Origin of the sequence: Microbacterium terrisoli (genome assembly GCF_030866805.1) — a bacterium.
Classification (GTDB): domain Bacteria; phylum Actinomycetota; class Actinomycetes; order Actinomycetales; family Microbacteriaceae; genus Microbacterium; species Microbacterium terrisoli.
In genome coordinates this window covers 1,832,458-1,855,636 of sequence record NZ_CP133019.1, presented here as the reverse complement: position 1 = coordinate 1,855,636, position 23,179 = coordinate 1,832,458, and the positions used below count along the sequence as shown (strand labels likewise).

The 23,179-nt window shown below is 69.0% G+C and carries 20 protein-coding genes; 19 read left to right on the top strand and 1 reads right to left on the bottom strand.

The features are described 5' to 3' along the window. The first annotated feature begins 164 nt into the window (after nucleotides 1–164). Both QU603_RS07940 and QU603_RS07935 read left to right on the top strand, forming a co-directional pair. Nucleotides 165–500, top strand: a complete 336-nt coding sequence (locus QU603_RS07940; RefSeq protein WP_308490862.1) for a helix-turn-helix domain-containing protein — start codon at nucleotides 165–167, stop codon at nucleotides 498–500. Beyond that, the gene (locus QU603_RS07935) at nucleotides 497–955 is read left to right on the top strand and encodes a type II 3-dehydroquinate dehydratase (RefSeq protein WP_308490861.1); all 459 of its coding nucleotides are present in this window, start codon (nucleotides 497–499) and stop codon (nucleotides 953–955) included. Before QU603_RS07940 ends, QU603_RS07935 begins: the two co-directional genes overlap by 4 nt. On the opposite strand, the gene QU603_RS07930 is transcribed toward QU603_RS07935, so the two are convergent. Then, nucleotides 930–2,390, bottom strand: a complete 1,461-nt coding sequence (locus tag QU603_RS07930) for an MDR family MFS transporter (protein ID WP_308490860.1) — start codon at nucleotides 2,388–2,390, stop codon at nucleotides 930–932. The genes QU603_RS07935 and QU603_RS07930 overlap by 26 nt on opposite strands. Nucleotides 2,391–2,464: 74 nt before the next feature. Here QU603_RS07930 and QU603_RS07925 point away from each other — a divergent pair, with 74 nt between their 5' ends. The 17 genes from QU603_RS07925 to QU603_RS07845 all read left to right on the top strand — a co-directional run bounded on the left by QU603_RS07925 (nucleotide 2,465) and on the right by QU603_RS07845 (nucleotide 23,176). Next, entirely contained in the window at nucleotides 2,465–3,061 is a 597-nt protein-coding gene (locus QU603_RS07925) for a TetR/AcrR family transcriptional regulator (RefSeq protein WP_308490859.1), read from the top strand. 97 nt (nucleotides 3,062–3,158) lie between these two features. Beyond that, on the top strand, nucleotides 3,159–3,719 hold the full coding sequence (efp, locus tag QU603_RS07920) for an elongation factor P (RefSeq protein ID WP_308490858.1): 561 nt from the start codon (nucleotides 3,159–3,161) through the stop codon (nucleotides 3,717–3,719). A gap of 10 nt (nucleotides 3,720–3,729) precedes the next feature. Continuing rightward, on the top strand, nucleotides 3,730–4,140 hold the full coding sequence (gene nusB, locus QU603_RS07915; RefSeq protein WP_308490857.1) for a transcription antitermination factor NusB: 411 nt from the start codon (nucleotides 3,730–3,732) through the stop codon (nucleotides 4,138–4,140). 56 nt (nucleotides 4,141–4,196) lie between these two features. Beyond that, the gene (locus tag QU603_RS07910) at nucleotides 4,197–7,565 is read left to right on the top strand and encodes a DEAD/DEAH box helicase (protein ID WP_308490856.1); all 3,369 of its coding nucleotides are present in this window, start codon (nucleotides 4,197–4,199) and stop codon (nucleotides 7,563–7,565) included. A gap of 123 nt (nucleotides 7,566–7,688) precedes the next feature. Beyond that, nucleotides 7,689–9,257, top strand: a complete 1,569-nt coding sequence (locus QU603_RS07905) for a Rieske 2Fe-2S domain-containing protein (RefSeq protein ID WP_308490855.1) — start codon at nucleotides 7,689–7,691, stop codon at nucleotides 9,255–9,257. Continuing rightward, nucleotides 9,257–9,793 carry a GNAT family N-acetyltransferase gene (locus QU603_RS07900; RefSeq protein ID WP_308490854.1) on the top strand — a complete coding sequence of 179 codons (537 nt, stop codon included), beginning with the start codon at nucleotides 9,257–9,259 and terminating at the stop codon, nucleotides 9,791–9,793. Before QU603_RS07905 ends, QU603_RS07900 begins: the two co-directional genes overlap by 1 nt. Nucleotides 9,794–9,895: 102 nt before the next feature. Then, nucleotides 9,896–10,426, top strand: a complete 531-nt coding sequence (pyrR, locus tag QU603_RS07895) for a bifunctional pyr operon transcriptional regulator/uracil phosphoribosyltransferase PyrR (RefSeq protein ID WP_308490853.1) — start codon at nucleotides 9,896–9,898, stop codon at nucleotides 10,424–10,426. Continuing rightward, nucleotides 10,423–11,412 (top strand): aspartate carbamoyltransferase catalytic subunit, encoded by a 990-nt coding sequence (locus QU603_RS07890; RefSeq protein WP_308490852.1) that lies wholly within the window; start codon nucleotides 10,423–10,425, stop codon nucleotides 11,410–11,412. Before pyrR ends, QU603_RS07890 begins: the two co-directional genes overlap by 4 nt. Further along, a complete protein-coding gene (locus QU603_RS07885) occupies nucleotides 11,409–12,743 on the top strand; it encodes a dihydroorotase (protein ID WP_308490851.1) in 1,335 nt (444 codons plus the stop codon). The genes QU603_RS07890 and QU603_RS07885 overlap by 4 nt, the downstream gene beginning before the upstream one ends. After that, on the top strand, nucleotides 12,740–13,249 hold the full coding sequence (locus QU603_RS07880) for a PH-like domain-containing protein (protein ID WP_308490850.1): 510 nt from the start codon (nucleotides 12,740–12,742) through the stop codon (nucleotides 13,247–13,249). The genes QU603_RS07885 and QU603_RS07880 overlap by 4 nt, the downstream gene beginning before the upstream one ends. After that, nucleotides 13,246–14,481: a glutamine-hydrolyzing carbamoyl-phosphate synthase small subunit gene (gene carA / locus QU603_RS07875; protein ID WP_308490849.1), complete on the top strand. Its 1,236-nt coding sequence runs from the start codon at nucleotides 13,246–13,248 to the stop codon at nucleotides 14,479–14,481. The genes QU603_RS07880 and carA overlap by 4 nt, the downstream gene beginning before the upstream one ends. Next, nucleotides 14,481–17,771 (top strand): carbamoyl-phosphate synthase large subunit, encoded by a 3,291-nt coding sequence (gene carB / locus QU603_RS07870; RefSeq protein WP_308490848.1) that lies wholly within the window; start codon nucleotides 14,481–14,483, stop codon nucleotides 17,769–17,771. Before carA ends, carB begins: the two co-directional genes overlap by 1 nt. Continuing rightward, a complete protein-coding gene (gene pyrF, locus QU603_RS07865; RefSeq protein WP_308490847.1) occupies nucleotides 17,768–18,589 on the top strand; it encodes an orotidine-5'-phosphate decarboxylase in 822 nt (273 codons plus the stop codon). Before carB ends, pyrF begins: the two co-directional genes overlap by 4 nt. Nucleotides 18,590–18,595: 6 nt before the next feature. Next, complete coding sequence (gmk, locus tag QU603_RS07860; protein WP_308490846.1) at nucleotides 18,596–19,492, top strand: guanylate kinase; 897 nt, start codon at nucleotides 18,596–18,598, stop codon at nucleotides 19,490–19,492. A 97-nt stretch (nucleotides 19,493–19,589) separates the two neighbouring features. Next, complete coding sequence (rpoZ, locus tag QU603_RS07855; protein WP_308490845.1) at nucleotides 19,590–19,844, top strand: DNA-directed RNA polymerase subunit omega; 255 nt, start codon at nucleotides 19,590–19,592, stop codon at nucleotides 19,842–19,844. Nucleotides 19,845–19,938: 94 nt separating this feature from the next. Then, the gene (metK, locus tag QU603_RS07850; RefSeq protein WP_308490844.1) at nucleotides 19,939–21,129 is read left to right on the top strand and encodes a methionine adenosyltransferase; all 1,191 of its coding nucleotides are present in this window, start codon (nucleotides 19,939–19,941) and stop codon (nucleotides 21,127–21,129) included. Nucleotide 21,130: 1 nt separating this feature from the next. Beyond that, nucleotides 21,131–23,176, top strand: a complete 2,046-nt coding sequence (locus QU603_RS07845) for a primosomal protein N' family DNA-binding protein (RefSeq protein ID WP_308490843.1) — start codon at nucleotides 21,131–21,133, stop codon at nucleotides 23,174–23,176. Nucleotides 23,177–23,179: the final 3 nt, after the last annotated feature.

Below are 23,179 nucleotides of genomic sequence, written 5' to 3'. Positions count from 1 at the left end.
TCACAGACTCACGTGTTGATGCGCCAGGAGCATCAACACGTGAGTATCGCCGGGACATGAGTGCCGCGCCGGGCTTTCCCCGATGTCCGGGCGCCGCGCGACCGCCTCAGAGCGCAATGCACGGTGTGCGTGAGGATGTCGGAGGCGCGCCCCACGATGGACGGATGGCAGCACCACAACCCGTCTTCGACACTTCGGGGTATGTCCGGCGCGCGCGGCGGCTGGCGGATCTGAGCCAACGGGAGCTTGCCACGCAGATCGGCGTCGATCAATCGGCGATCTCTCGTGTCGAGGGCGGCAGAGATCTCGAGGTGAACACGTTCCTCCGGATCCTCGCCACGGCGAATCTGCGAGTGGCGATCGTCGATGCGAGCGGCGAGGAGGTCACGGCGATGCCGGGCGACGTCGTCCGTGATCGCGCCGGCCGGCGCAAGCCCGCGCATCTCGACGTTTACGCACGACCTGAGACCCGAGCACGCGGCGATAGGGTGAGGGCGTGACCATGCCCCGCCGTCTCCTGCTCGTCAACGGGCCGAACCTCAACCTGCTCGGCGTGCGCGAGCCCGAGATCTACGGCACCGCGACGCTGAGCGACGTCGAGCGCATCGCGTCCGACGCCGCCGCGGTCCACGGCTTCGACGTGCGGGCCGTGCAGAGCAACCACGAGGGTGTGCTGATCGATGCGATCCACGACGCCCGCGAGGACTGCGCGGGCATCGTGATCAATCCCGGAGGGCTCACTCACACCTCGGTCGTGCTTCGCGACGCGCTCACCGGCGTCGCGCTGCCGGTCGCCGAAGTGCACATCTCCGATGTGTCGCAGCGCGAGCAGTTCCGCCACTTCTCGTATGTCGCCGATGTCGCCGCCGTCCACGTGATCGGCGAGGGAGTCGACGGTTACGCGACGGCTGTCGACCTGCTCGTGGAGGTCATCGCCGGACGGGCCGAGGGCTGACCTCCGCAGACTCTGCGCGGGGCTCAGCCAGGGGAGGCCGCGGGCGCGAAGGCAACACGACGCAGACGCCGATCGCCACGACGGTGAATCCCACAGCCCACCAGAACGCGGTGTCGAATCCCTGCGACAGGTCGGTCAGCGATGTGTGCGACCCGATCGCCGATTGCAGGATGACGGCCAGCAGCGCAGTGCCGAAGGCTCCGCCCAACTGCTGAGCGAGGCGGGTGATCAGGCTCGCGTGCGGGACGTCGTCGCGGTCGAGCCCCACGAAGGCGACCGCCATCACGGGGATCATGACCGCACCGGTGCCCAGGCCACGGACCAAGAGCACCGCCATCAGCCACCACAGGCTCGTCGAGGCGTCAGCGAGGGCGAACGGAACGGTGGCCAGACCCATCACCGCGAACCCGCCGATGGCGACGATGCGCGCGCCGATGGTGTCGGTGAGACGGCCCGCGATGGTGCGGCTGAGCAGCGCGCCGACCCCCTGCGGAATCATCAGCAGCCCAGCGGTGAGCACGTCCACGCCGTGCAGGATCTGGAAGAACAGGGGCAGCAGCAGCATCGCGCCGTACAGCGCTGCACCCGACAGGAACATGACCACCGCAGACGATGCGACCGGCCGGCGTCGCAGCAGTCTGACATCGATGAGCGCCGTGCCCGGACGGCGGCCGGCCCACCACGCGAACAGGGCCAGCAGCACCACGCCGCCGACCGCCGGCAGCCACACGTCCAGCCGTGAGAAGCCACCCTCCGCGCCGACCTGCGACATCCCGTACAGAATTCCCACGATGCCGGGGGAGGCCAGCAGCAGCCCGACCAGGTCGAGGCGTGAACGACCGGTCGGCGCGTCGCGCGGGACGAATCGCCAGGCCAGCAGCAGCCCGAGCAGGCAGAACGGAACGTTGACCCAGAACATCCAGCGCCAGTCCAGCCAGTGCAGGATGATCCCGCCGATGGTCGGCCCGAGGATCGGCCCCAGCGCTGCGGGCAGGCTCACCATCGCCATCAGACGCCCGAACGCTGCGCCGCGGGGCACCTGCTGTATCGCAAGCGTGGCCATCAACGGCATGAGGATGCCGCCGCCGATGCCCTGCACGACACGGAACGCGATCAGGCTGGCGGCATTCCACGCCAGCGAGCAGGCGATGGAGGCGACCAGGAAGATCACCAGCGCGATCATCCACAGACGTTTGCCGCCGACACGCGCCTGCGCCCACCCGACGACGGGAATCGTCACCCCGAGGGCCAGCAGGTACGCGGTGCTGACCCACTGGATGGTGCCGACCGGCACATCCAGATCGGTGGCGAGGGTCTTCAGCGCGATGCTGACGATCGTGCTGTCGAAGATGACCGCCATCCCGCCGACGATGAGGCTCAGTGCGGTGACCACCGCACTGCGGGGGATGGCGGGGATTGCGGGGGAAGCAGTCACGGAAACTCCTCACATAAGATACAGATGTGTATCTACTGCTGCGGCAGTCTACGCCGCCGGGATAAGATACACAAATGGATCTTGAAGAGGCGGAAACCGGACGCCGCAGGCGGGGCGAAGAGCTCGAGCAGGCGATTCTGACGGCTGCGTGGGAGCAGCTTCTCGAGGACGGCTACCACGGCTTCACGATCGACGCTGTCGCCGAACGCGCGCAGACCAGCCGCTCTGTGGTCTACCGACGGTGGGCAGGCAGGGACGACCTGCTGGATGCGACGTTGACCTTCGGCTTGAAGCTCGGCCGCGTTCCGACGCCGGACACGGGAACCCTCCGCGGCGACATGCTCGCGCTGCTGCGCGCCGCCAATGCCGCGCGCAGTCCGATCGCCCCGCTGATGAGCGTGTTCATGGGTGCGTACTACGCCGATTCCGGCCGCACCTTCGCCGAGGTCCGCAACCGGGCGTTCGGCGAAAGCTCCAGCCGCACCCTCGACGAGATCCTCGAGCGCGCCATCGCACGCGGCGAAGCCGATCCCGGCAAGCTCTCTCCGCGGGTGCGGACGGTGGCCAGCGACCTGTTCCGCCATGACCTCCTGATGACGGCGGCACCCCTTGCCGACGACGCCGTCGTCGCGATCGTCGACGAGATCTTCCTGCCTCTGGTCCGTCCCTGAATGAGCCGCTCTCAGCGGCCGTGACGCGGCATCCCGTAGAATCGAACGTCGGGCCCGTCACGTGCGCCCGCAGAACTCACGAAACGGAACATCCCCTATGGCATCCACCGCAGACATCCGCAACGGCGTCGTCCTCAACCTCGACGGCCAGCTCTGGAGCGTCGTGGAGTTCCAGCACGTCAAGCCCGGCAAGGGCGGCGCGTTCGTCCGCACCAAGCTCAAGAACGTCGTCAGCGGCAAGACCAATGACAAGACGTTCAATGCCGGGTCGAAGGTCGAGATCGAGAACGTCGACCGCCGCGACTTCACCTACCTGTACAGCGACGGCGACGGCTTCGTGTTCATGGACGCGAGCGACTACGACCAGATCACCGTCGCAGGCGCCGTCGTCGGCGACGCGAAGCATTTCCTGCTCGAGAACCAGTCCGTGACGATCGCCTTGCACAACGGCAACCCGCTGTATGTCGAGATGCCCGCATCGGTCATCCTCGAAATCACCTACACCGAGCCCGGACTGCAGGGGGACCGCTCGTCGGCGGGCACGAAGGCGGCCACCGTCGAGACCGGATACGAGATCCAGGTTCCGCTGTTCCTCGAGACCGGCACCAAGGTCAAGGTCGACACCCGCACGGGCGACTACCTCGGCCGCGTCAACTGACCGCGCGTCGATGAGCGCACGCACCAAGGCGCGCAAGCGCGCGATGGACATCCTCTACCAGTCCGATGTCAGAGACGAGACGCTGGCGACGATGCTGGCCGCCGAGGCCAAGCGTGCGGCCAACGAGCCCGCCCGCGAGGCGTCATGGCTGTATGCACGCGAGATCGTGGACGGCATCATCGACAATCAGGGCGAGATCGACGAGCAGATCACGACCTCGGCGCGCGACTGGAGCCTGCCGCGCATGCCCACCATCGACCGGGCACTGCTGCGCATCGGCACCTGGGAGATCCTGTACAACGACGAGGTGCCCGCCGCAGTCGCGATCGATGAGGCCGTGGAGCTGGCCAAGGAATTCTCGACCGACGACTCCGGCGCGTTCGTGCACGGCGTGCTCGCGCGCATCGCCCGCTCGTCCTGAGCCGGGCGCCGGCGCACCGGCGGGCAGTGTCCGACGGGTCGGCGAGAATGGATGCCATGACCCCGCCGTTCGTCGATCCCGACGAGATCCGCCGCCAGGCGGAGGGCCACGGGTACCCGCGCGGAGTCGACTACTTCCGGCAGGGGGCGGTGCGCCGGGTCGTGTGGGACGACAGGAACGGCATCCTCACCGGCACCGTCGACGGCAGCACTGCGGCGTCGTATCGGACGACGATCCGCATCGACGGCGATCGGAGTGCCGGCCCCATCGTGTGGACGAACTGCACCTGTCCGATGCAGGCGTCGTGCAAGCACACCGTGGCGACCCTGCTGGCCGCCAACGCGCAGGCTGCGCGCGCCCTGCCCAGACCCGCGAGCACGCGCACGCCAGACCCGACGGACCACCCGGTCGATGCGGCTTCGCGCGGTGGTGGACCGGGCGCCGCGGCGCCGGCCGGCCGTGCTGTCCTGCCGGAGTCGTCCTGGCGCGACCTGGTGCCCCGCACCGATCCCCCCACTGGCAGCGAGCTCGCGCTGGGGGTCGAGCTGCGAGTCCGTCCTGCTCGCGGCGGTGCAAGCTGGGTGCCCCGCAAGGTCGCGACGGCCACGGCACGACTGCTCGCGACGGGCACCGGAGAGGTGCTGGTCGGGCTGCGACCCCTGGTGCGCAGCCCCGCGACCGGCAACTGGATCCGCGGGGCGGCGACATGGGATGCGTTGCGGCGCCCCAGCTTCGGCTTCCGCGCCGACCAGGTGCGGTGGCTGCTGGATCTGCACAGCATCGCCCGCGACCAGCGCATCCTCAGCCCGTTCACGGACGTCTCGGACTGGATCACGCTGGGCTCGATCACCTCCGACCTGCTGTGGCCGCATCTGGCGACCGCTGCGGCGCACGCAGTCGCGATCGTCTCGGTCGCCAAGGGGCAGAGCGTCCAGCTGGCCGCAGCCGCGGAGGCTTCCGTCGTCGTCGACAGTGCGTCCGACGGGGGCTTGCGGCTGAAGGCGGACGTGCGCATCGACGGATTGCCGGTCGACGTCGGGCAGGTGCGCCCGGTGGCACGCACCGGCGTCTACGCGTGGCAGGTCAGCCGCGACGGCATCGCGGTGACACTCGCCCCGGTGGCTCTGAGCGGACCGCTGGTGAATGTGCTGCAGGTGCCGGACGGGATGCCGGTGCCCGCCGGCGACGTCGACGAGTTCCTGCGCACCACCTATCCGCAGTTGGCTCGCGGCACGGCGCTGGTGGCTGCGCCCGGAGTGAAACTGCCCGAGCCGAAGCCGCCCGTGCTCGAGTTGACGGTGCGCTTCCGGCCCCGCGAAGTCGTCGAATTCGCGTTCGAGTGGGTCTATCCCGATGGCGTGCGGCATCCCTACCTGGACACCCACCCCGGTACCCGCCTCGAAACCGCGGCCGACCGCGACGTCGACGCCGAGCAGACCGTGCGCGCACGGCTGGACGAGGCGTGGGCCCGGGCCGCGACGGTGCCGCTCGAACCGGCAGGCTCGCTGCGTGAGATCGAGGCTGCCGAGTTCATCGCCCGCACGGTGCCCGAGCTCGAGCAGGTGGACGGCATCCGCGTGGTCAGCAAGGGCCGCAAGCGCGCCTACCGTGAGCTGACCGGCGATCCCGAGATCACGGTGTCGACCGTCGAGAGCGCCGACCCGGACTGGTTCGATCTGGGTGTGACCGTCACGATCGGCGGACAGACCATTCCCTTCCAGCCGCTGTTCACCGCGCTGGCCACCCGTCGCACCAAGCTGCTGCTGGTCGACGGCACGTATTTCTCTCTCGCCCATCCGGCCCTGGACCGTCTGCGCGAACTGATCGACGAGGCAGCCGAACTGACCGAGTGGGAGACGGGTCCGCGCATCAGCCGATATCAGACGACGCTCTGGGAGGACTTCGAAGACCTCGCCGACGTCTCCGAGCCCGCCGTGTCGTGGCGGGCGGCAGCCGACGGGCTGCGCGAGGTGGCGCGCATCGAGCCTGCGACCCTGCCGCAGGCTCTGCATGCCCAGCTGCGCCCGTACCAGCGCTCGGGATTCGACTGGCTCGCGTTCCTGTGGGAGCACCGCCTCGGCGGCATCCTGGCCGACGACATGGGGCTGGGCAAGACGGTGCAGATGCTCGCGTTCTTGGCGCACGCGCGTGAGACGGGCGAGCGGCGGCCCTTCCTCGTGGTGGCACCGACCTCTGTGCTGCCCACCTGGCGGGACGAGGCATCCCGGTTCGTCCCGGGACTGCGCGTCGCGGTCGTCGAAGCCACCCGCGTGCGACGCGGCGCACCGTTCCCGCTCGATGTCGATGTGATCGTGACCTCTTACACGTTGGTCCGCCTCGATGAGGCGGAGTTCGCCGACGTGCAGTGGGCGGGCGTCGTTCTCGACGAGGCCCAGTTCGCCAAGAACCCGGCCACGAAGCTGCACAAGGCTCTGGCACGGCTGCACGCCGACGTGACCTTCGCCCTCACGGGCACCCCGATGGAGAACACCCTGGCCGAACTCTGGGCCCTGCTCTCGCTCACCTCCCCGGGGCTGTTCCCCTCCGCACGGCGATTCCGACAGGACTACATCGGGCCGATCGAACAGGGCAAAGTGCCCGAGAACCAAGAGGGCGCGCCCTACCGGGCCGCACGCCTCGAGCGGCTGCGACGACGCGTGCGCCCGCTCATGCTGCGTCGCACCAAGGAGTCGGTGGCCGCCGACCTGCCCTCCAAGCAGGAGCAGATCCTGCCCGTGGAGCTGGCTCCCGCCCACCGCGCGCTGTATGACACGGTGCTCCAGCGCGAGCGGCAGAAGGTGCTCGGCCTGCTCGAGGATCTGGACCGCAACCGGTTCATCGTCTTCCGTTCGCTCACGCTGCTGCGCATGCTCAGCCTGTCGCCTGCCCTGATCGATCCGGCCGATGCGCGCATCCCCTCGGCCAAGCTCGACGTACTGGTCGACCAGGTGAGCGAGCTGGCCGCCGAAGGTCATCGCACCCTGGTGTTCAGTCAGTTCACGTCGTTCCTGCAGCAGGCCGCCGAGAGGTTGGATGCCGCGGGGCTGGCGTACGAGTACCTCGACGGGTCCACGCGCAAGCGCGCCGATGTCATCTCGTCGTTCCGCGACGGTCAGGCACCGGTGTTCCTCATCAGCCTGAAGGCCGGCGGGTTCGGCCTGACCCTGACGGAGGCCGATTACGTCTTCCTGCTGGATCCATGGTGGAACCCCGCTGCCGAGTCGCAGGCGGTGGACCGCACCCATCGCATCGGCCAGACACGCAGCGTGTTCGTGTACCGGCTGATCTCGACCGGCACGATCGAAGAGAAGGTGCTGGCCCTGCAGCAGCGCAAGGCGCGACTGTTCCGTTCGGTCATGGACGACGACGATCTGTTCGCCCGGGCCCTCACCGCCGACGACATCCGCGCGCTGTTCGCAGACTGAGCCTGCTACCGGCGGCGAGACGGGCGCAGCGGCCGGTGCCGACATGGTTTCTGACGGCGCTTCCGGCCGGCCCGGCACGCCTCTCCGCGTAGAATCGGAGGCTGACGCATCAGGAGGAGTTTCATGCGGATCACCGGACTCGGCCACGCGGGCATGTTCATCGAGACCGCCGGCGGCAGCATCATCTGCGACCCGGTCATCGGCCCCAGCTTCTACGGCTCGTGGTTCCCGTTCCCCGACAATCGCGGCCTGGACTGGGAGCGATTCGGTCAGGCGGACTTCCTGTACATCTCGCATCGGCACCGCGACCACTTCGATCCGCGGGTGTTGGAGCGCTTCATCCGCAAAGACATCCGGGTGCTGCTGCCGGAATATCCCACCGACGATCTCGAGGCCGACATCCGCCGGCTCGGCTACGAGAACATCGTGTACACGCAGGCGGGCGTGCCTGTGGAGTTCGGTGCCCTGAAGCTCATGGTCACCCCGCTGCGTGCCCCCAGCGACGGGCCGATCGGCGACTCCTCGCTGTCGCTGGACGACGGCACCGCGAGCGTGTTGAATCAGAATGACTCGCACCCCCTCGATCTCGAGAAGCTGCTGGGATTCTCGAAGCCCGACGCGTACTTCACCCAGGTCTCGGGCGCGATCTGGTGGCCGATGGTCTATGACCTGCCGCACGATGCCAAGCAGAACTTCGCCCGGCTCAAGCGCGAAGCGCAGAACAAGCGCGCCATGTACTACGTCGAGAAGGTGGATGCCGAGCACGTCTTCCCGATGGCCGGGCCTCCGATGTTCCTGCGCGACGAGTTGTTCCGCTTCAACGGGTGGGGCAAGGACGACGACGCCATCTTCACCGATCAGGCGCAGTTCCTCGAGCACATGGCCCAGAAGCGTCCCGAGCAGAAGGGCTACCTGTTCGTGCCGGGCACGCAGGTCGACCTCGATCACGGCCGGCTGAGCGTCACCCAGACCCTGTACACCGACGCCGAGATCGATCAGATCTTCCACGACAAGTGGACCTACCTCGAAGGGCAGCGCGCTTCGCGGCAGGAAGAGCTGCGGGCCGAAGAGGCATCCCGTGCCCCGGTCCTGGCCCCGGCCGACATGCTGGCCGAGCTGAAGGCGTGGTGGGAGCCACTGCTGCGCAAGTCCCGCACGATCCGCCTCGGCGTGGGCGGGCCGGTGCGCATGACCATCGGCGACCTCGACCTGGTCGTCGACTTCCCCAAGGCGAAGGTGCGCGAGTTCGACGGCGAGGACTGCGAGTTCTGGTACACGATTCCCGCGGACCTGGTCTCCACGAACATCCGTGACCACGAGATCGACTGGTCGAACTCGATCTTCCTGTCGATGCAGTTCACGGCCGGCCGCAAGGGCAAGTTCAACGAGTTCATCTACACGTTCTTCAAGTGTCTGTCGGCCGACCGCATCGAGTACGTCGAGAACTGGTACTCCGAGCAGACCGACACGAACGAGGACGTGCAACTGGGTGAGTGGATGGTGCAGCGCCGCTGTCCGCACCTGCGCGCCGACCTGTCGAAGACCGGCAAGATCGAGGACGGCGTGCTCACCTGCAGCATGCACGACTGGAAGTGGGACCTCGCCTCGGGCCGCTGCCTGACCACGCAGGGGCATCCGATCCGATCCGCGTCCTGCCCGCTGTCCGAGGCCGCGCTGCGGCCCGCGGGCTGATGGGTCAGGAATCCACCCGGCTTCGACTGCTGAACGCGCAGGATGCCGGGGCCCTGGCACAGCTGGCAGTGGCCAACGCCGAGCACCTGCGTCCGTGGGACCCGGTGCGACCGCCCGCGTACCTCACCGTCGAGGGGCAGTCACGTGTGGTGGCGCGGCTGCTCGAGCAGCATGGCGCGGGCGCGGGCGTGCCCTTCGCGATCATCGATGCGCAGGGCACGATCCTCGGGCGCATCACCATCAGCGGCATCGTGCGCGGGGCGATGCAGTCCTGCTCGATCGGCTACTGGATCCGCGCGGACCGCCTGCGCGAAGGACACGCGACCCGCGCGGTGGCGCAGGCGGTCGCACATGCCTTCGGCGAGCTGAAGCTGCACCGCGTTCAGGCCGAGACGCTGCCCGAGAACGCCGGGTCGCAGGAGGTGCTGCGCCGCAACGGCTTCATCCGGTACGGGCTTGCCCCGAAATACCTGCGCATCAACGGCGCGTGGCGTGACCACGTGATGTTCCAGCTGCTGAATCCGGCGGGGGAGTGAGCGTCGGACACAGCCGCCGTCGGGGTGCATGAGACCGCACGGTAGACTCAGTGGCGCAAGCAACCTTTAACCCCGTCCTGTGAGGCGGAGAAGGGAGCGGCGATGAGCACGCGCACCGTGCTGCACGACGCCGACATACAACGCGCACTGACCCGGATTTCGCACGAGATCCTCGAATCGAACCGGGGCGCTGACGGCCTCGTCATCCTCGGCATTCCCACGCGTGGAGTGCCCCTGGCCGAGCGGATCGCGGCGATGATCACCGAGGTGAGCGGCACGCCGGTTCCCACCGGGGCGCTGGATGTGACGATGTACCGCGACGATCTGCACCGGCATCCGACCCGCACGCCCCAGCCCACCCAGATCCCGCCGGGCGGGATCGACGGCAAGACCGTCGTGCTTGTCGACGACGTGCTGTTCTCGGGCCGCAGCATCGGCGCCGCTCTGGACGCGCTGAAGGACACCGGTCGCGCTGCGGCCGTGCGCCTGGCGATCCTCGTCGACCGCGGGCACCGCGAATTGCCGATCCGCCCCGACTTCGTGGGCAAGAACCTGCCGAGCTCGAGCGAAGAGCGCGTCAACGTGCGTCTGCGCGAGTTCGACGGCATCGAAGAGGTGACGATCGAGTCATGAGGCATCTGCTGGACACCAAGACGCTCTCACGCGACGATGCCTTGCGCATCCTCGACGTCGCCGAAGACATGGCCGACACCCAGCGACGCGACGTCAAGAAGTTGCCGACGCTGCGCGGCAAGACGGTCGTGAACCTGTTCTTCGAGGATTCCACGCGCACGCGCATCTCGTTCGAGGCTGCCGCCAAACGGCTCTCGGCTGACGTGATCAACTTCTCCGCGAAGGGGTCGTCGGTCTCGAAGGGCGAATCGCTGCAAGACACCGCGCAGACGCTGCAGGCCATGGCCGCCGATGCGGTGGTGATCCGTCACGGCGCGTCCGGGGCCCCGCGCACGCTCGCCACCAGCGGCTGGATCAGCGCCGGCGTGGTCAACGCGGGTGACGGCACGCACGAACATCCCACACAGGCACTGCTCGACGCGTTCACGATGCGAAAGCGCCGATTCGGCGACGACAGCCGTGGCCGCGACCTCGACGGCTTCCGCGTCACGATCGTCGGCGACATCCTCCACTCGCGGGTCGCGCGCTCGAACGTGTGGCTGCTGCACACGCTGGGCGCCGAGGTGACGCTGGTGGCGCCGCCGACCCTCGTGCCGCAGGATGTCTCGGCCTGGCCGGTGCAGGTCGGGTACGACTTCGACGAGGCCATCGCCGACGGACCCGACGCGCTGATGATGCTGCGCATCCAGCTCGAGCGCATGCATGCCGCGTTCTTCCCGACCGAGCGCGAGTACACCCGGTGGTGGGGGCTTGACCCCGAACGGTTCCGTGCGCTGCCCCAGAGTACGCTGATAATGCATCCGGGACCCATGAACCGGGGCTTGGAGATCTGCGCCGAGGCGGCGGATTCGCCGCGGGCCACCGTGCTCGACCAGGTCACGAACGGGGTCGCGGTGCGCATGGCTGCGCTCTACCTGCTGTTGGCCGGAGAGCGCCCCGGCAGCGCCGGAGACGACGCGCTGCCCGCTGAGAAGGAGGACGCATGACCAGCACCGACCTGCACGGGGCAGACCTTCCGAATTCGGGCATCCTCATCCGAGGCGCACGTCCGCAGGGCGGTGAGGCCACCGACATCCTCGTCCGCGACGGCCGCATCGCCGAGCTCGGCACCGGCCTCGCGCAGCGCGGCGCGCACGTGATCGACGCCGACGGGCTGATCGCGCTGCCGGGCCTGGTCGACTTGCACACACACCTGCGCGAACCGGGGTTCGAGGCATCCGAGACGATCCTCACCGGCTCGCGGGCGGCGGCCGCCGGGGGATATTCGGCGGTCTTCGCGATGCCCAACACCTCACCGGTGGCCGACACCGCCGGCGTCGTCGAGCAAGAGCTCGCACTCGGTGAAGCGGCGGGCCTGGTCACGGTTCAGCCGATCGGGGCCGTCACGGTGGGGCAGAAGGGCGAACGACTCGCAGAGCTCGGCGCCATGGCCGCCTCTCGGGCCCGGGTGCGCGTGTTCAGCGACGACGGGTTCTGCGTCTGGGATCCGCTGATCATGCGACGCGCGCTGGAATACGTCAAAGCGTTCGACGGCGTCATCGCGCAGCACGCACAGGATCCGCGCCTGACCGAGGGCGCGCAGATGAACGAGGGCGTCGTGTCGGCAGAGCTCGGTCTGGGCGGATGGCCGGCGGTGGCCGAGGAGTCGATCATCGCGCGCGACGTGCTGCTGGCCGAACACGTCGGCTCGCGCCTGCACGTGTGTCACCTGTCCACGGCGGGGTCGGTCGACATCATCCGGTGGGCCAAGAAGCGCGGCATCCACGTCACCGCCGAGGTGACGCCGCATCACCTCCTGCTCACCGACGAACTCGTGCGCGGGTACGACGCACGGTTCAAGGTCAACCCGCCGCTGCGCCGCGAAGAAGACGTGCGCGCGGTGCGCGAAGGCCTCGCCGACGGCACGATCGACATCGTCGCCACCGATCACGCTCCGCATCCCGCCGAAGCCAAGGCCTGCGAGTGGCCGGCGGCCGCCAACGGCATGGTGGGTCTGGAGTCGGCTCTGCGCGTGGTGCACGCCGCCATGGTGCAGACCGGTCTTCTCGACTGGGATGACGTCGCGCGCGTCATGTCGCACACCCCCGCGCAGATCGGACGCCTGGCCGGTCACGGCCGGCCTATCGCGGTGGGGGAGCCCGCGCACCTGACGCTGTACGACGATGAGGCGGCGGGGGCCTTCGCCCTCGACGACCTGCACGGGCGCAGCGCGAACTCCCCGTATCTCGGGCGCGAGCTGCCCGGCGCGGTGCGCGTGACGATCCACGCCGGCCGCGTGACCTTCGTCGAGGGCACGGCAGCCGAGGTCGCAGCATGACCCGCGAAGGCGCCCTGCTGATCACGGTCGCCGTCACGGTGGTGCTGCTGGCCCTCATGGTGTGGGCGTGGCGACGCAAGGCCCGACGCGATGCGACACCGCTCAGCGAAATGTACGAGTTGCCCGAAGGGTCGCAGCTGGGCGACGTCTTCGACGGGCAGTACGTCGCCACCACCCGCACGGGTGAGCCGATGCAGCGCATCGCCGCCCCCGGCCTGGGCTTCATCTCGTCGGCGACCATCAGCGTCGCCGACACCGGTGTGGTGCTGGATCTTGTCGGGCAACGGCGCGTCGTGATCCCCGCAGACCGCATCGACGAGGTCGCCCAGGCCACCGTCGCCATCGATCGCATCGTCGAGACGGACGGCCTCGTGCGCCTGACCTGGCGCACCGATTCCGGCAGCGTCGTCGACACCTATCTTCGGGCGAAGGATGCCCCGGCCAGCGCGCTGGCCGACAGCATCCACGCCCTCATTCAGAATCCACGGACAGGATCCCACGCATGACCCTCACGCAAGAACCCGCAGTCCTCGTGCTCGAGGACGGCACCAGACACCGCGGACGCGCGTACGGGGCCCTCGGCACCACCCTGGGCGAAGTCGTCTTCGCCACCGGCATGACCGGCTATCAGGAGACGCTGACCGACCCGTCGTACGCCGGTCAGATCGTGCTGCAGACGGCGCCCCACATCGGCAACACCGGCATGAACGACGAAGACCCCGAGTCGCGTCGCATCTGGGTCGCCGGGTACATCGTGCGCGATCCCTCCCGCGTCGTGTCCAACTGGCGGGCCAACGGCTCGCTCGATGACGCCCTGACCGCCGACGGCATCGTGGGCATCAGCGGCGTGGACACACGGGCCATCACACGCCACATCCGCTCCGTCGGAAGCATGCGGGGCGGAATCTTCTCGGGGGAGGCAGCTGCCCTCACCCCCGACGAGCAGCTGCGACTGGTGCGCGAAGCGCCGCAGATGTCGGGACTGAGCCTGTCGGCGGACGTGTCCGTCGGGGCGGCGACCGTCGAGCCTGCACGCGGCGAACGGATCGGCAGCGTGGCCCTGATCGACCTGGGCATCAAGCAGGCCAGCATCGAGAACCTCGCCGATCGCGGGTTCGATGTGCACGTGCTGCCCTTCGACGCGACCTACGAGCAGATCAAGGACCTCGGGGTGGACGCCGTGTTCTACTCGAACGGCCCCGGCGACCCCGCTGCGGCCGACCAGCAGGTGGCACTGCTTCGGCGCGTCCTCGATGATCGCACACCGTTCTTCGGCATCTGCTTCGGCAACCAGCTGCTGGGTCGCGCACTGGGCTTCGGCACCTACAAGCTCCCGTTCGGACACCGCGGCATCAACCAGCCGGTGCTGGACCGCCAGACCGGCCGAGTGGAGATCACCGCGCACAACCATGGCTTCGCGGTCGACGCGCCCCTGGACGGCCCGGTCGACAGCCCGCACGGGTATGGTCGCGTGGAGGTCAGCCACGTCGATCTGAATGACAACGTGGTCGAGGGCCTTCGCGCCCTGGATCTGCCCGCGTTCTCGGTGCAGTACCACCCCGAGGCCGCCGGCGGTCCGCACGACGCCAACTATCTGTTCGACCGCTTCGCGGAGATGGTGCAGCGGTCCTTGAGCGAGCGAAGCGAGTCGAAGCGCCCTGCGCCATCCGGCGACGTTTCCACTCGCGCCTCCGGCGCCCGCTCAACGACCGACGACTCCCAGAAGGCAGGCAACTGATGCCCAAGCGCGACGACATCAACTCCGTACTCGTCATCGGCTCCGGTCCGATCGTGATCGGTCAGGCCTGCGAGTTCGACTACTCGGGCACCCAGGCGTGTCGCGTTCTGCGCGCCGAGGGCGTTCGGGTGATCCTGGTCAACTCGAACCCCGCAACGATCATGACCGACCCGGACTTCGCCGATGCGACCTACGTCGAGCCGATCACGCCCGAGGTCATCGAGACGATCATCGCCAAGGAGCGGCCCGACGCGATCCTGCCGACGCTGGGCGGACAGACCGCACTGAACGCCGCGATGGCGCTGTTCGAGCGGGGTGTCCTCGCGAAGTACGAGGTCGAGCTCATCGGCGCCAAACCCGACGCGATCGAGAAGGGCGAGAACCGCGAGATCTTCAAGGATCTCGTCATCGAGATCGGCGGCGAGGTCGCGGCATCCCGCATCTGCCACACGATGGACGAGATCATCGCCGGTGCCGAAGAGCTCGGGTACCCGCTGGTCGTGCGCCCCAGCTTCACGATGGGCGGGCTCGGTTCGGGCTTCGCCTACAACGAGCACGACCTGCGCATCATCGCCGGGGCGGGCCTGCACGATTCGCCCACGCACGAGGTGCTGCTGGAGGAGTCGATCCTCGGGTGGAAGGAATACGAGCTGGAGCTCATGCGCGACGTCGCAGACAACTCCGTCGTCGTCTGTTCGATCGAGAACGTCGACCCGGTCGGGGTCCACACCGGTGACTCCATCACGGTCGCCCCCGCGCTCACCCTCACCGACCGCGAATACCAGAAGATGCGCGACCTCGCGATCGAGATCATCCGCGCCGTCGGTGTGGACACCGGCGGCTGCAACATCCAGTTCGCCGTGGACCCGGCCACCGGTCGCATCATCGTCATCGAGATGAACCCGCGCGTCTCGCGCTCATCGGCGCTGGCGTCCAAGGCCACAGGTTTCCCGATCGCGAAGATCGCCGCCAAGCTCGCACTGGGCTACCGGCTCGACGAGATCCCGAACGACATCACCCGCGTCACCCCTGCCAGCTTCGAGCCGACGCTGGACTACGTGGTCGTGAAGGTGCCGCGATTCACGTTCGAGAAGTTCCCCGCCGCAGACCCGACGCTGTCGACCACGATGAAGTCGGTGGGCGAGGCGATGGCGATCGGCCGCAACTACACGACGGCGCTGCAGAAGGCGCTGCGCTCGGTCGAGAAGCGCGGGTCGAGCTTTCACTGGGGTGAGGAGAAGCGCACGGTCGATGAGCTCATCGAGACGTCCAAGACGCCCACCGACGGTCGCATCGTGTCCATCCAGCAGGCGCTGCGCAAGGGTGCCACGGTCGAGCAGCTCTTCGACGCGACGGCGATGGACCCCTGGTTCCTCGACCAGATAGCTCTCATCAACGAAGTCGCCGATGCGGTGCACTCCGCCGACGAGTTGGACGACGACATCCTCCGTCTGGCGAAGGACCACGGGTTCTCGGACGTTCAGATCGCACAGCTGCGCGGGTCGGGTGAGGCCGAGGTGCGCGGTGTGCGGCACGGGCTCGGGATCCGTCCTGTCTACAAGACCGTCGACACCTGCGCGGGGGAGTTCCCCGCCCTCACCCCGTACCACTACTCGAGTTACGACGCCGAGACCGAGGTCACCGCGTCGGATCGCACCAAGGTCGTCATCATCGGCTCCGGCCCGAACCGCATCGGGCAGGGCGTCGAGTTCGACTACTCGTGCGTGCACGCCTCGTTCGCGCTGGCCGACGCCGGGTTCGAGACCATCATGGTCAACTGCAACCCCGAGACCGTCTCGACCGACTACGACACGAGCGACCGACTCTACTTCGAGCCGCTCACGCTCGAAGACGTGCTCGAGGTGCTGCACGCCGAAGAGCAGTCCGGCACGATTCTCGGCGTGATCTGCCAGCTGGGCGGGCAGACACCGCTCGGACTGGCCAAAGGCATCGAGGATGCCGGATACACGATTCTCGGTACGAAGCCTGCAGCCATCGACCTCGCCGAGGAGCGAGGACTGTTCAGCGACATCCTGGACGCCGCAGGCCTCGTCGCACCACGGCACGGCACCGCGATCGACGCAGACGGCGCCGTCACGGTGGCCGAGGAGATCGGCTACCCGGTGCTCGTGCGCCCGAGTTTCGTCCTCGGCGGACGCGGAATGGAGATCGTCTACGACACGCCGAGCCTGCGCGACTACTTCGTGCGCATCGGCGATGCCGCCATCATCGGCGAGGGCAAGCCGCTGCTGGTCGACCGGTTCCTCGACGACGCGATCGAGATCGACGTGGACGCTCTGTTCGACGGAGACGAGCTGTTCATCGGCGGCATCATGGAGCACCTCGAAGAGGCCGGCATCCACTCCGGCGATTCCAGCTGCGCCCTGCCGCCGATGAGCCTGGGCCGCACCGAGATCGACCGTGTGCGCGAAGCCACCCGCGGCATCGCCGAAGGGGTGGGCGTGCGGGGTCTGCTGAACGTGCAGTTCGCCGTCAGCGCCGGCGTGCTGTACGTGATCGAGGCCAACCCGCGGGCCAGCCGTACCGTGCCCTTCGTCTCGAAGGCTCTGGGCACGCCGCTGGCCAAGGCCGCGGCGCGCATCATGGCGGGGGCCACCATCGCCGAATTGCGTGAGGAGGGTCTGCTGCCGGCATCCGGCGACGGCTCCACCGTGCCGCTGAACGCACCGGTCGCGGTCAAAGAGGCGGTGCTGCCTTTCAAACGGTTCCGCACCGTCGAAGGCAAGACCGTCGACTCCGTGCTCGGGCCCGAGATGCGCTCCACCGGCGAGGTCATGGGCTTCGACCGCGACTTCCCGACGGCGTTCGCCAAGAGCCAGGCGGCGGCCTACGGCGGCATCCCGCGCAGCGGCACGGTGTTCATCTCGGTCGCCGACTCCGACAAGCGCGCAGTGATCCTGCCCGCGCACCGCCTGCAGCAGATGGGCTATCGCCTCATGGCGACCACGGGCACCGCCGAGATCCTCACCCGCAACGGCATCGACGTCACCGTCGTGCGCAAGTTCAGCGAGACGGCCGGGTCGGGCGCCGAGAACATCGTGGATCTGATCGACCGCGGTGACATCGACATCATCGTGAACACGCCCAGCGGCATGTCGGCCCGTGCCGACGGATACGAGATCCGTGCCACGGCCGTGGCGGCCGACAAGGCACTGTTCACGACGATCGCCACCCTGGGCGCCGCTGTCAGCGCCCTGGATGCGACCGGGAACGGCTTCGACGTGCGCAGCCTGCAGGAATACGCCGCAGAGCGGGCGGCCACCGCGTGAGCGCGTTCGGCGCGCGGCTGCAGGCCGCGGTCGCTGCCCGAGGGAGGCTGTGCGTGGGAATCGACCCGCACGCCGGTCTGCTGGAGGCGTGGGGGCTGGATGCCTCGGCCGAGGGCGTGCGCGCATTCGGGCTGCGCGTGGTGGAGGCGGCGGCCGGACGCGTCGCGGTGGTCAAACCCCAGGTCTCGTTCTTCGAGCGATGGGGATCGGCCGGCTACGCGGCGCTCGAGGATGTACTGGGCGCGGCCCGCGCGGCGGGTCTGCTCGTGATCGCCGACGTCAAGCGCGGAGACATCGGGTCGACGATGGCGGCCTATGCCGAATCCTGGCTGACACCCGGCTCGCCCTTGGAGGCCGACGCCGTGACAGTCAGCCCGTACCTCGGCGTGGGCGCGTTGGAAGGCGCCGCCCAGTACGCTCTCGCGCACGGCAAGGGCCTGTTCGTCCTGGCCGCGACCAGCAACCCCGAGGCTGCAGCACTGCAGACCGCCACCGTCGCGGGTGAGCCGGTGGCAGCGTCGGTGGCCCGGTCGGTAGCGCTTCTCGAAGATTCGGATGCGCCGGTGCGCAGCCTCGGACTGGTGGTGGGGGCGACGGTGGATCGGGCTCGGTTCGGACTCACCGCCGACCTGCTGGAAGGCATGCCGCTGCTCGCACCGGGATTCGGTCATCAGGGTGCGAGACTGGAGGATGCCGATGCGCTCTTCGGCGGCCTCGCGCCGCACGTGCTCGCCAGCGCGAGTCGCAGCATCCTCTCCGCCGGTCCGACCGGGCTGGCGGATGCCATCGAGCAGCACCTGGCTGAACTGGAGGCCTGACGAGACGTGGTTGACGCCCAACATCCCCCCGAGGTCGACCGGGCCGCGGCATCCCGCAAAGCCGTTGCGGCCCGTCGCGCGCGCGCGAGCCTGAAACGCGACATCGCCACCCGGGTCATCTGGCCGCAGGCTGTGCTGCGGCGCGCGAAGTCCGATCCTGCAGGGCCGGCGGCCACGATGCGCGTCACGGAGTTCCTGACCGCGCTGCCGGCGATCGGGGAGGGCAAGCGCGACCGTGTGCTGGCCCAGCTCGAGATCTCACCGGTCAAGCGGCTGGGGGGTCTCGGCGTGCGGCAGCAGAAGGCGCTGGGTGCCTGGTTGGACGGGCGCTTCCCCGAGCCGCAGGCTCGCGCCGGACGCAGCCGCCTGGTGGTCCTGGCCGGGCCGACTGCCGTCGGCAAAGGCACGGTGGCCGCCGAGATCAAGGCGCACCACCCCGCCATGCTGCTGTCGGTGTCTGCCACCACGCGGCCTGCACGCCCCGGCGAGGTCGAGGGCGAGCACTACTTCTTCGTCGACGACGCCGAGTTCGACCGACTGGTGGCCGCGGGCGAACTGCTCGAACACGCCACCGTTCACAACAAGTACCGCTATGGCACTCCGCGCGGCCCCATCGAGCGGGCGCTGGCGGACGGCCGGACCGTGCTCCTGGAGATCGACCTGCAGGGTGCCAGGCAGGTGCGCAGTGCCGACCCGTCGGCTGCGCTGGTGTTCCTGCTGCCGCCGTCGTGGGACGAGCTGGTGCATCGGCTGGTCGGTCGCGGCACCGAAGGCGAAGAAGAACGCGCACGCCGTCTGCGCACAGCGCGCACCGAGCTTGCGGCGCAGCACGAATTCGACCATTTCGTCGTCAACGACGACGTCGCCCGCGCCGCCGCCGAGGTCGCCGCACTGGCCCGCTAGAATAGAAGCGTGCGCAGCGTGTTCTCACGCACGGCGCCCCGCCTTCCGTACCGTTCGGGTGCGGCATCGACGTTCATCCCATACTCAGGAGGTTCCCATGGCCGGAACGAACCAAGGCATCATCGATCCCCCCATCGACAACCTGCTCGAGAAGGTCGACTCGAAGTACCAGCTCGTGATCTTCGCGTCCAAGCGCGCACGTCAGATCAACGACTACTACTCCGACCTGCACGAGGGCAACCTGTTCGACAACGTGGGACCGCTCGTGGACTCGACCGTCGAAGACAAGCCGCTCACGATCGCTCTGCACGAGATCCACGAAGACAAGCTGCGACTGCGCCGCGCCGAGTAATCGGTCATCGTCTGTCATCCAGTGCCCCCAGTGTCCGCCGTGTCGGCGGCTGGGGGCATACTGGTGCCCGTCCGTCTTCAGTCCAGGGAGCATGATGCCGCAGTTGCGCCTGTTCACGTCCGAGTCCGTCACCGAGGGGCACCCCGACAAGATCTGCGACCAGATCTCGGACAGCATCCTCGATGAGCTTCTCGCGAAGGACCCGGGCAGCCGGGTGGCCGTCGAGACGCTGGTGACGACGGGCCTGGTGCACGTGGCCGGCGAGGTGCGCACCGAAGCCTGGGCGGACGTGCCGGGCACTGTTCGGGCGGTGGTCAATCGCATCGGCTACACCTCGAGCGACACCGGGTTCGACGGCGACTCGTGCGGCGTGAGCGTCTCGATCGGCGAGCAGTCCAGCGACATCGCCAGCGGGGTGGATCATGCCCTCGAGCAGCGCGACGGCTCGAGCGATCCGATCGACGAACTCGGTGCGGGCGATCAGGGCATCATGTTCGGCTACGCGACCACCGAGACGCCGCAGCTCATGCCGATCACGGCATGGACCGCCCACCGGCTGGCCGAGCGGCTGAGCGAGGCCCGGCGCTCCGGATCGCTGCCGTTCCTGCGACCCGACGGCAAGACGCAGGTCACCGTCGGCTTCGAGGGCGACATCCCGCGCACGATCGAGACGGTGGTGCTCTCCACGCAGCACCAGCCCGACATCTCACTGGCCGCGCTGCGTGCAGCCGTGCGTGCCGAGGTGATCGACCCGGTGCTCGAGGCCACGGGGCTGGATGCCTCGGGCACGGACTTCTACATCAACCCCGCCGGCGCGTTCGTCATCGGGGGACCGAAGGGCGATGCGGGCCTGACCGGGCGCAAGATCATCATCGACACGTACGGGGGAGCGGCCCGCCACGGCGGGGGCGCGTTCAGCGGCAAGGACCCCTCGAAGGTCGACCGCTCGGGGGCGTACGCGATGCGCTGGGTCGCCAAGAACGCCGTCGCGGCAGGGTTCGCACGCCGACTCGAAGTGCAGGTCGCCTACGCGATCGGCAAGGCGAGCCCGGTGGGCCTGTATGTCGAGACGTTCGGCACGGGAGCGATTCCCGACGAGCAGATCACACGCGCCATCCGCGAGGTGTTCGACCTGCGCCCGCGCGCGATCATCCAACAGCTCGACCTGCTGCGACCGATCTATGCGCAGACCGCGGCATACGGCCACTTCGGACGAGAGTTGCCCGACTTCACCTGGGAGCGCACCGACCGCGTCGACGAGCTGCGCCAGGCCGCCGGAATCTGAGATGACCGCGCGGCGCGTGGCACGCGTGCTGATGGATTCGCCGCTGCCGCAGCTGGATCGGCTGTTCGACTATGCCATCCCCGACGAGCTCGCCGCGGAGGCGGCGCCGGGAGTGCGGGTGCGCGTGCCCTTGCGCAGCGCCGGGCGCATCATCGACGGCTACATCGTCGAGATCATCGACGCCGATCCCGCCGACCGACCGCTGTCCGATCTGGACACGGTGATCTCGCCCGTACCGGTGCTCACGCCCGGGCTCTACGCCCTGGCGCGTCGTGTGGCCGACCGCGCCGCCGGGGGAGCGGGCGACATCCTGCGCCTGGTCATCCCCAGACGCATGGTGCGCGCCGAGAAGACATGGCGAGCTCGCGCGCAGAGCGAGCCGGTGATCGTGGGCGAGGATGCCGTGGCCCGCGCGTCGCGTGTGCTGGCCGCATACCCGGGTCTGGCCGACGCGCTGGCACGCGGCGGCCGCATCGCCATCGACGCCTCGCCGCGGCCGGTGACCGTTCCGGGGTCGCCGCCCGCAGACACTGCCGAGACTGCGGGCCCGGCCGGCGATGTCACGATCGCGGGATGGGCCCTCGAACTGGCCGCCGCCGCGACTCTCACCCTCGCTGAAGGGCACAGCGCCATCGTCGTCACCCCCGACTACCGAGACCAGGAGCAGTTGGCGGCAGCCCTGGCGGCACTGCTGCCACCGGACGCGGTCGTCCGCGCGGACGCACGCCGCACGGGCCCGCAGCGCTACGCCGACTATCTGCGGCTGCTCGAGCCGGCACCGTGCGTGGTGATCGGCAACCGCTCGGCCGTCTACGCGCCTGCCCCCGATGTCGGGTTGATCGCCCTGTGGGACGATGGCGACCTGCTGCTCAGTGAGCCGCTCAGCCCCGGGGTGCATGCCCGAGACGCCGCCCTCGTGCGCCAAGAACTCGACGGCTGTGCGCTGCTGCTTGCCGGGCACACCCGCACCACCGACGTGCAGCGGCTGGTCGAGACGGGCTGGGTGCGTGAGATCGCACCCGCACGCCGCATTTCGCCGCGCGTCGTGCTGTCGGCGACCCAGCAGGGCGAGGCACGCGGCTCACGTGTGCCCTCGGCCGCGTTCACCGCTGCCCGCGAGGGCCTGCGGGCCGGCCCCGTGCTGGTGCAGGTCGCCCGACCCGGGTATGCGCCGTCGCTGGTGTGTGCCGAGTGCCGACATCCTGCACGCTGCCGTCATTGTGGGGGCCCGCTGCGCGCGCGCCGCCACGGCGCCGTTCCCGACTGCGGCTGGTGCGGCCGTGCGGCCACCGGGTGGGAGTGCGTCCATTGCGGGTCGGACCGGGTGCGCATGGCGTCGTCGGGAAGCGAACGCACCGCCGACGAGCTCGGACGGGCGTTCGCCGGGACCCGCATCATCGTCTCGGACGGAGAGCATCCGTTGCTGCGTGTCGACCGGCAGCCCGGGCTCGTCATCGCCACCCGGGGCGCCGAACCGGTTGCCGACGGCGGCTATCGCGCCGTGCTGCTGTTGGACGGCGACCGCATGCTGCAGGCGGATGACCTGCGGATCGGGGAGTCGTGCCTGCGCTGGTGGTCGAACGCGGCCGCGCTGGCCGCGCCCGGCGCCCCCGTGCACCTGGTGGGGGTGACCGGTCCGGTCGCCCGCGCCCTGGCCACGTGGACGCAACCCGCCTACGCACGGGCCGAGCTGGCCGAGCGGTCACCGCTGAAGATGCCGCCCAGCGTGCGGGTCGCGGCGATCGAGGGCACCCCGCAGGAGATCACGGCGGCCATTGCCGCTGTGCGCGCCGCCGACGCCGCACTGCCGGCCGATGCGGTCCTCGGCCCGGTGGAGCATCAGCCGATCTCCGACGCCGATCGCGCACAGGCCACGACCCGCGCTCTGGTCCGCTTTCCCTACCGGTCGGGGGCGGCCATCACCGACGCGTTGCGCGGCGCGGTCGTGACCGCTGCGCTGCGCACCCGGCGCCCCGCCAAGGGAAGGCCCACAGGCCCGCGCAATACACTCAGAGTACGCGTCGATGTGCTCGATCCCGAGCTGTGAGAA

Coding starts and splice junctions, on each gene's coding strand:
- nusB (WP_308490857.1), top strand. CDS start 3,730: ATGAGCGCACGCACCAAGGCGCGCAAGCGCGCGATGGACATCCTCTAC.
- metK (WP_308490844.1), top strand. CDS start 19,939: ATGCCGCAGTTGCGCCTGTTCACGTCCGAGTCCGTCACCGAGGGGCAC.
- QU603_RS07900 (WP_308490854.1), top strand. CDS start 9,257: ATGGGTCAGGAATCCACCCGGCTTCGACTGCTGAACGCGCAGGATGCC.
- QU603_RS07905 (WP_308490855.1), top strand. CDS start 7,689: ATGCGGATCACCGGACTCGGCCACGCGGGCATGTTCATCGAGACCGCC.
- efp (WP_308490858.1), top strand. CDS start 3,159: ATGGCATCCACCGCAGACATCCGCAACGGCGTCGTCCTCAACCTCGAC.
- QU603_RS07885 (WP_308490851.1), top strand. CDS start 11,409: ATGACCAGCACCGACCTGCACGGGGCAGACCTTCCGAATTCGGGCATC.
- carB (WP_308490848.1), top strand. CDS start 14,481: ATGCCCAAGCGCGACGACATCAACTCCGTACTCGTCATCGGCTCCGGT.
- rpoZ (WP_308490845.1), top strand. CDS start 19,590: ATGGCCGGAACGAACCAAGGCATCATCGATCCCCCCATCGACAACCTG.
- QU603_RS07940 (WP_308490862.1), top strand. CDS start 165: ATGGCAGCACCACAACCCGTCTTCGACACTTCGGGGTATGTCCGGCGC.
- carA (WP_308490849.1), top strand. CDS start 13,246: ATGACCCTCACGCAAGAACCCGCAGTCCTCGTGCTCGAGGACGGCACC.
- QU603_RS07910 (WP_308490856.1), top strand. CDS start 4,197: ATGACCCCGCCGTTCGTCGATCCCGACGAGATCCGCCGCCAGGCGGAG.
- QU603_RS07845 (WP_308490843.1), top strand. CDS start 21,131: ATGACCGCGCGGCGCGTGGCACGCGTGCTGATGGATTCGCCGCTGCCG.
- QU603_RS07925 (WP_308490859.1), top strand. CDS start 2,465: ATGGATCTTGAAGAGGCGGAAACCGGACGCCGCAGGCGGGGCGAAGAG.
- QU603_RS07880 (WP_308490850.1), top strand. CDS start 12,740: ATGACCCGCGAAGGCGCCCTGCTGATCACGGTCGCCGTCACGGTGGTG.
- QU603_RS07890 (WP_308490852.1), top strand. CDS start 10,423: ATGAGGCATCTGCTGGACACCAAGACGCTCTCACGCGACGATGCCTTG.
- pyrR (WP_308490853.1), top strand. CDS start 9,896: ATGAGCACGCGCACCGTGCTGCACGACGCCGACATACAACGCGCACTG.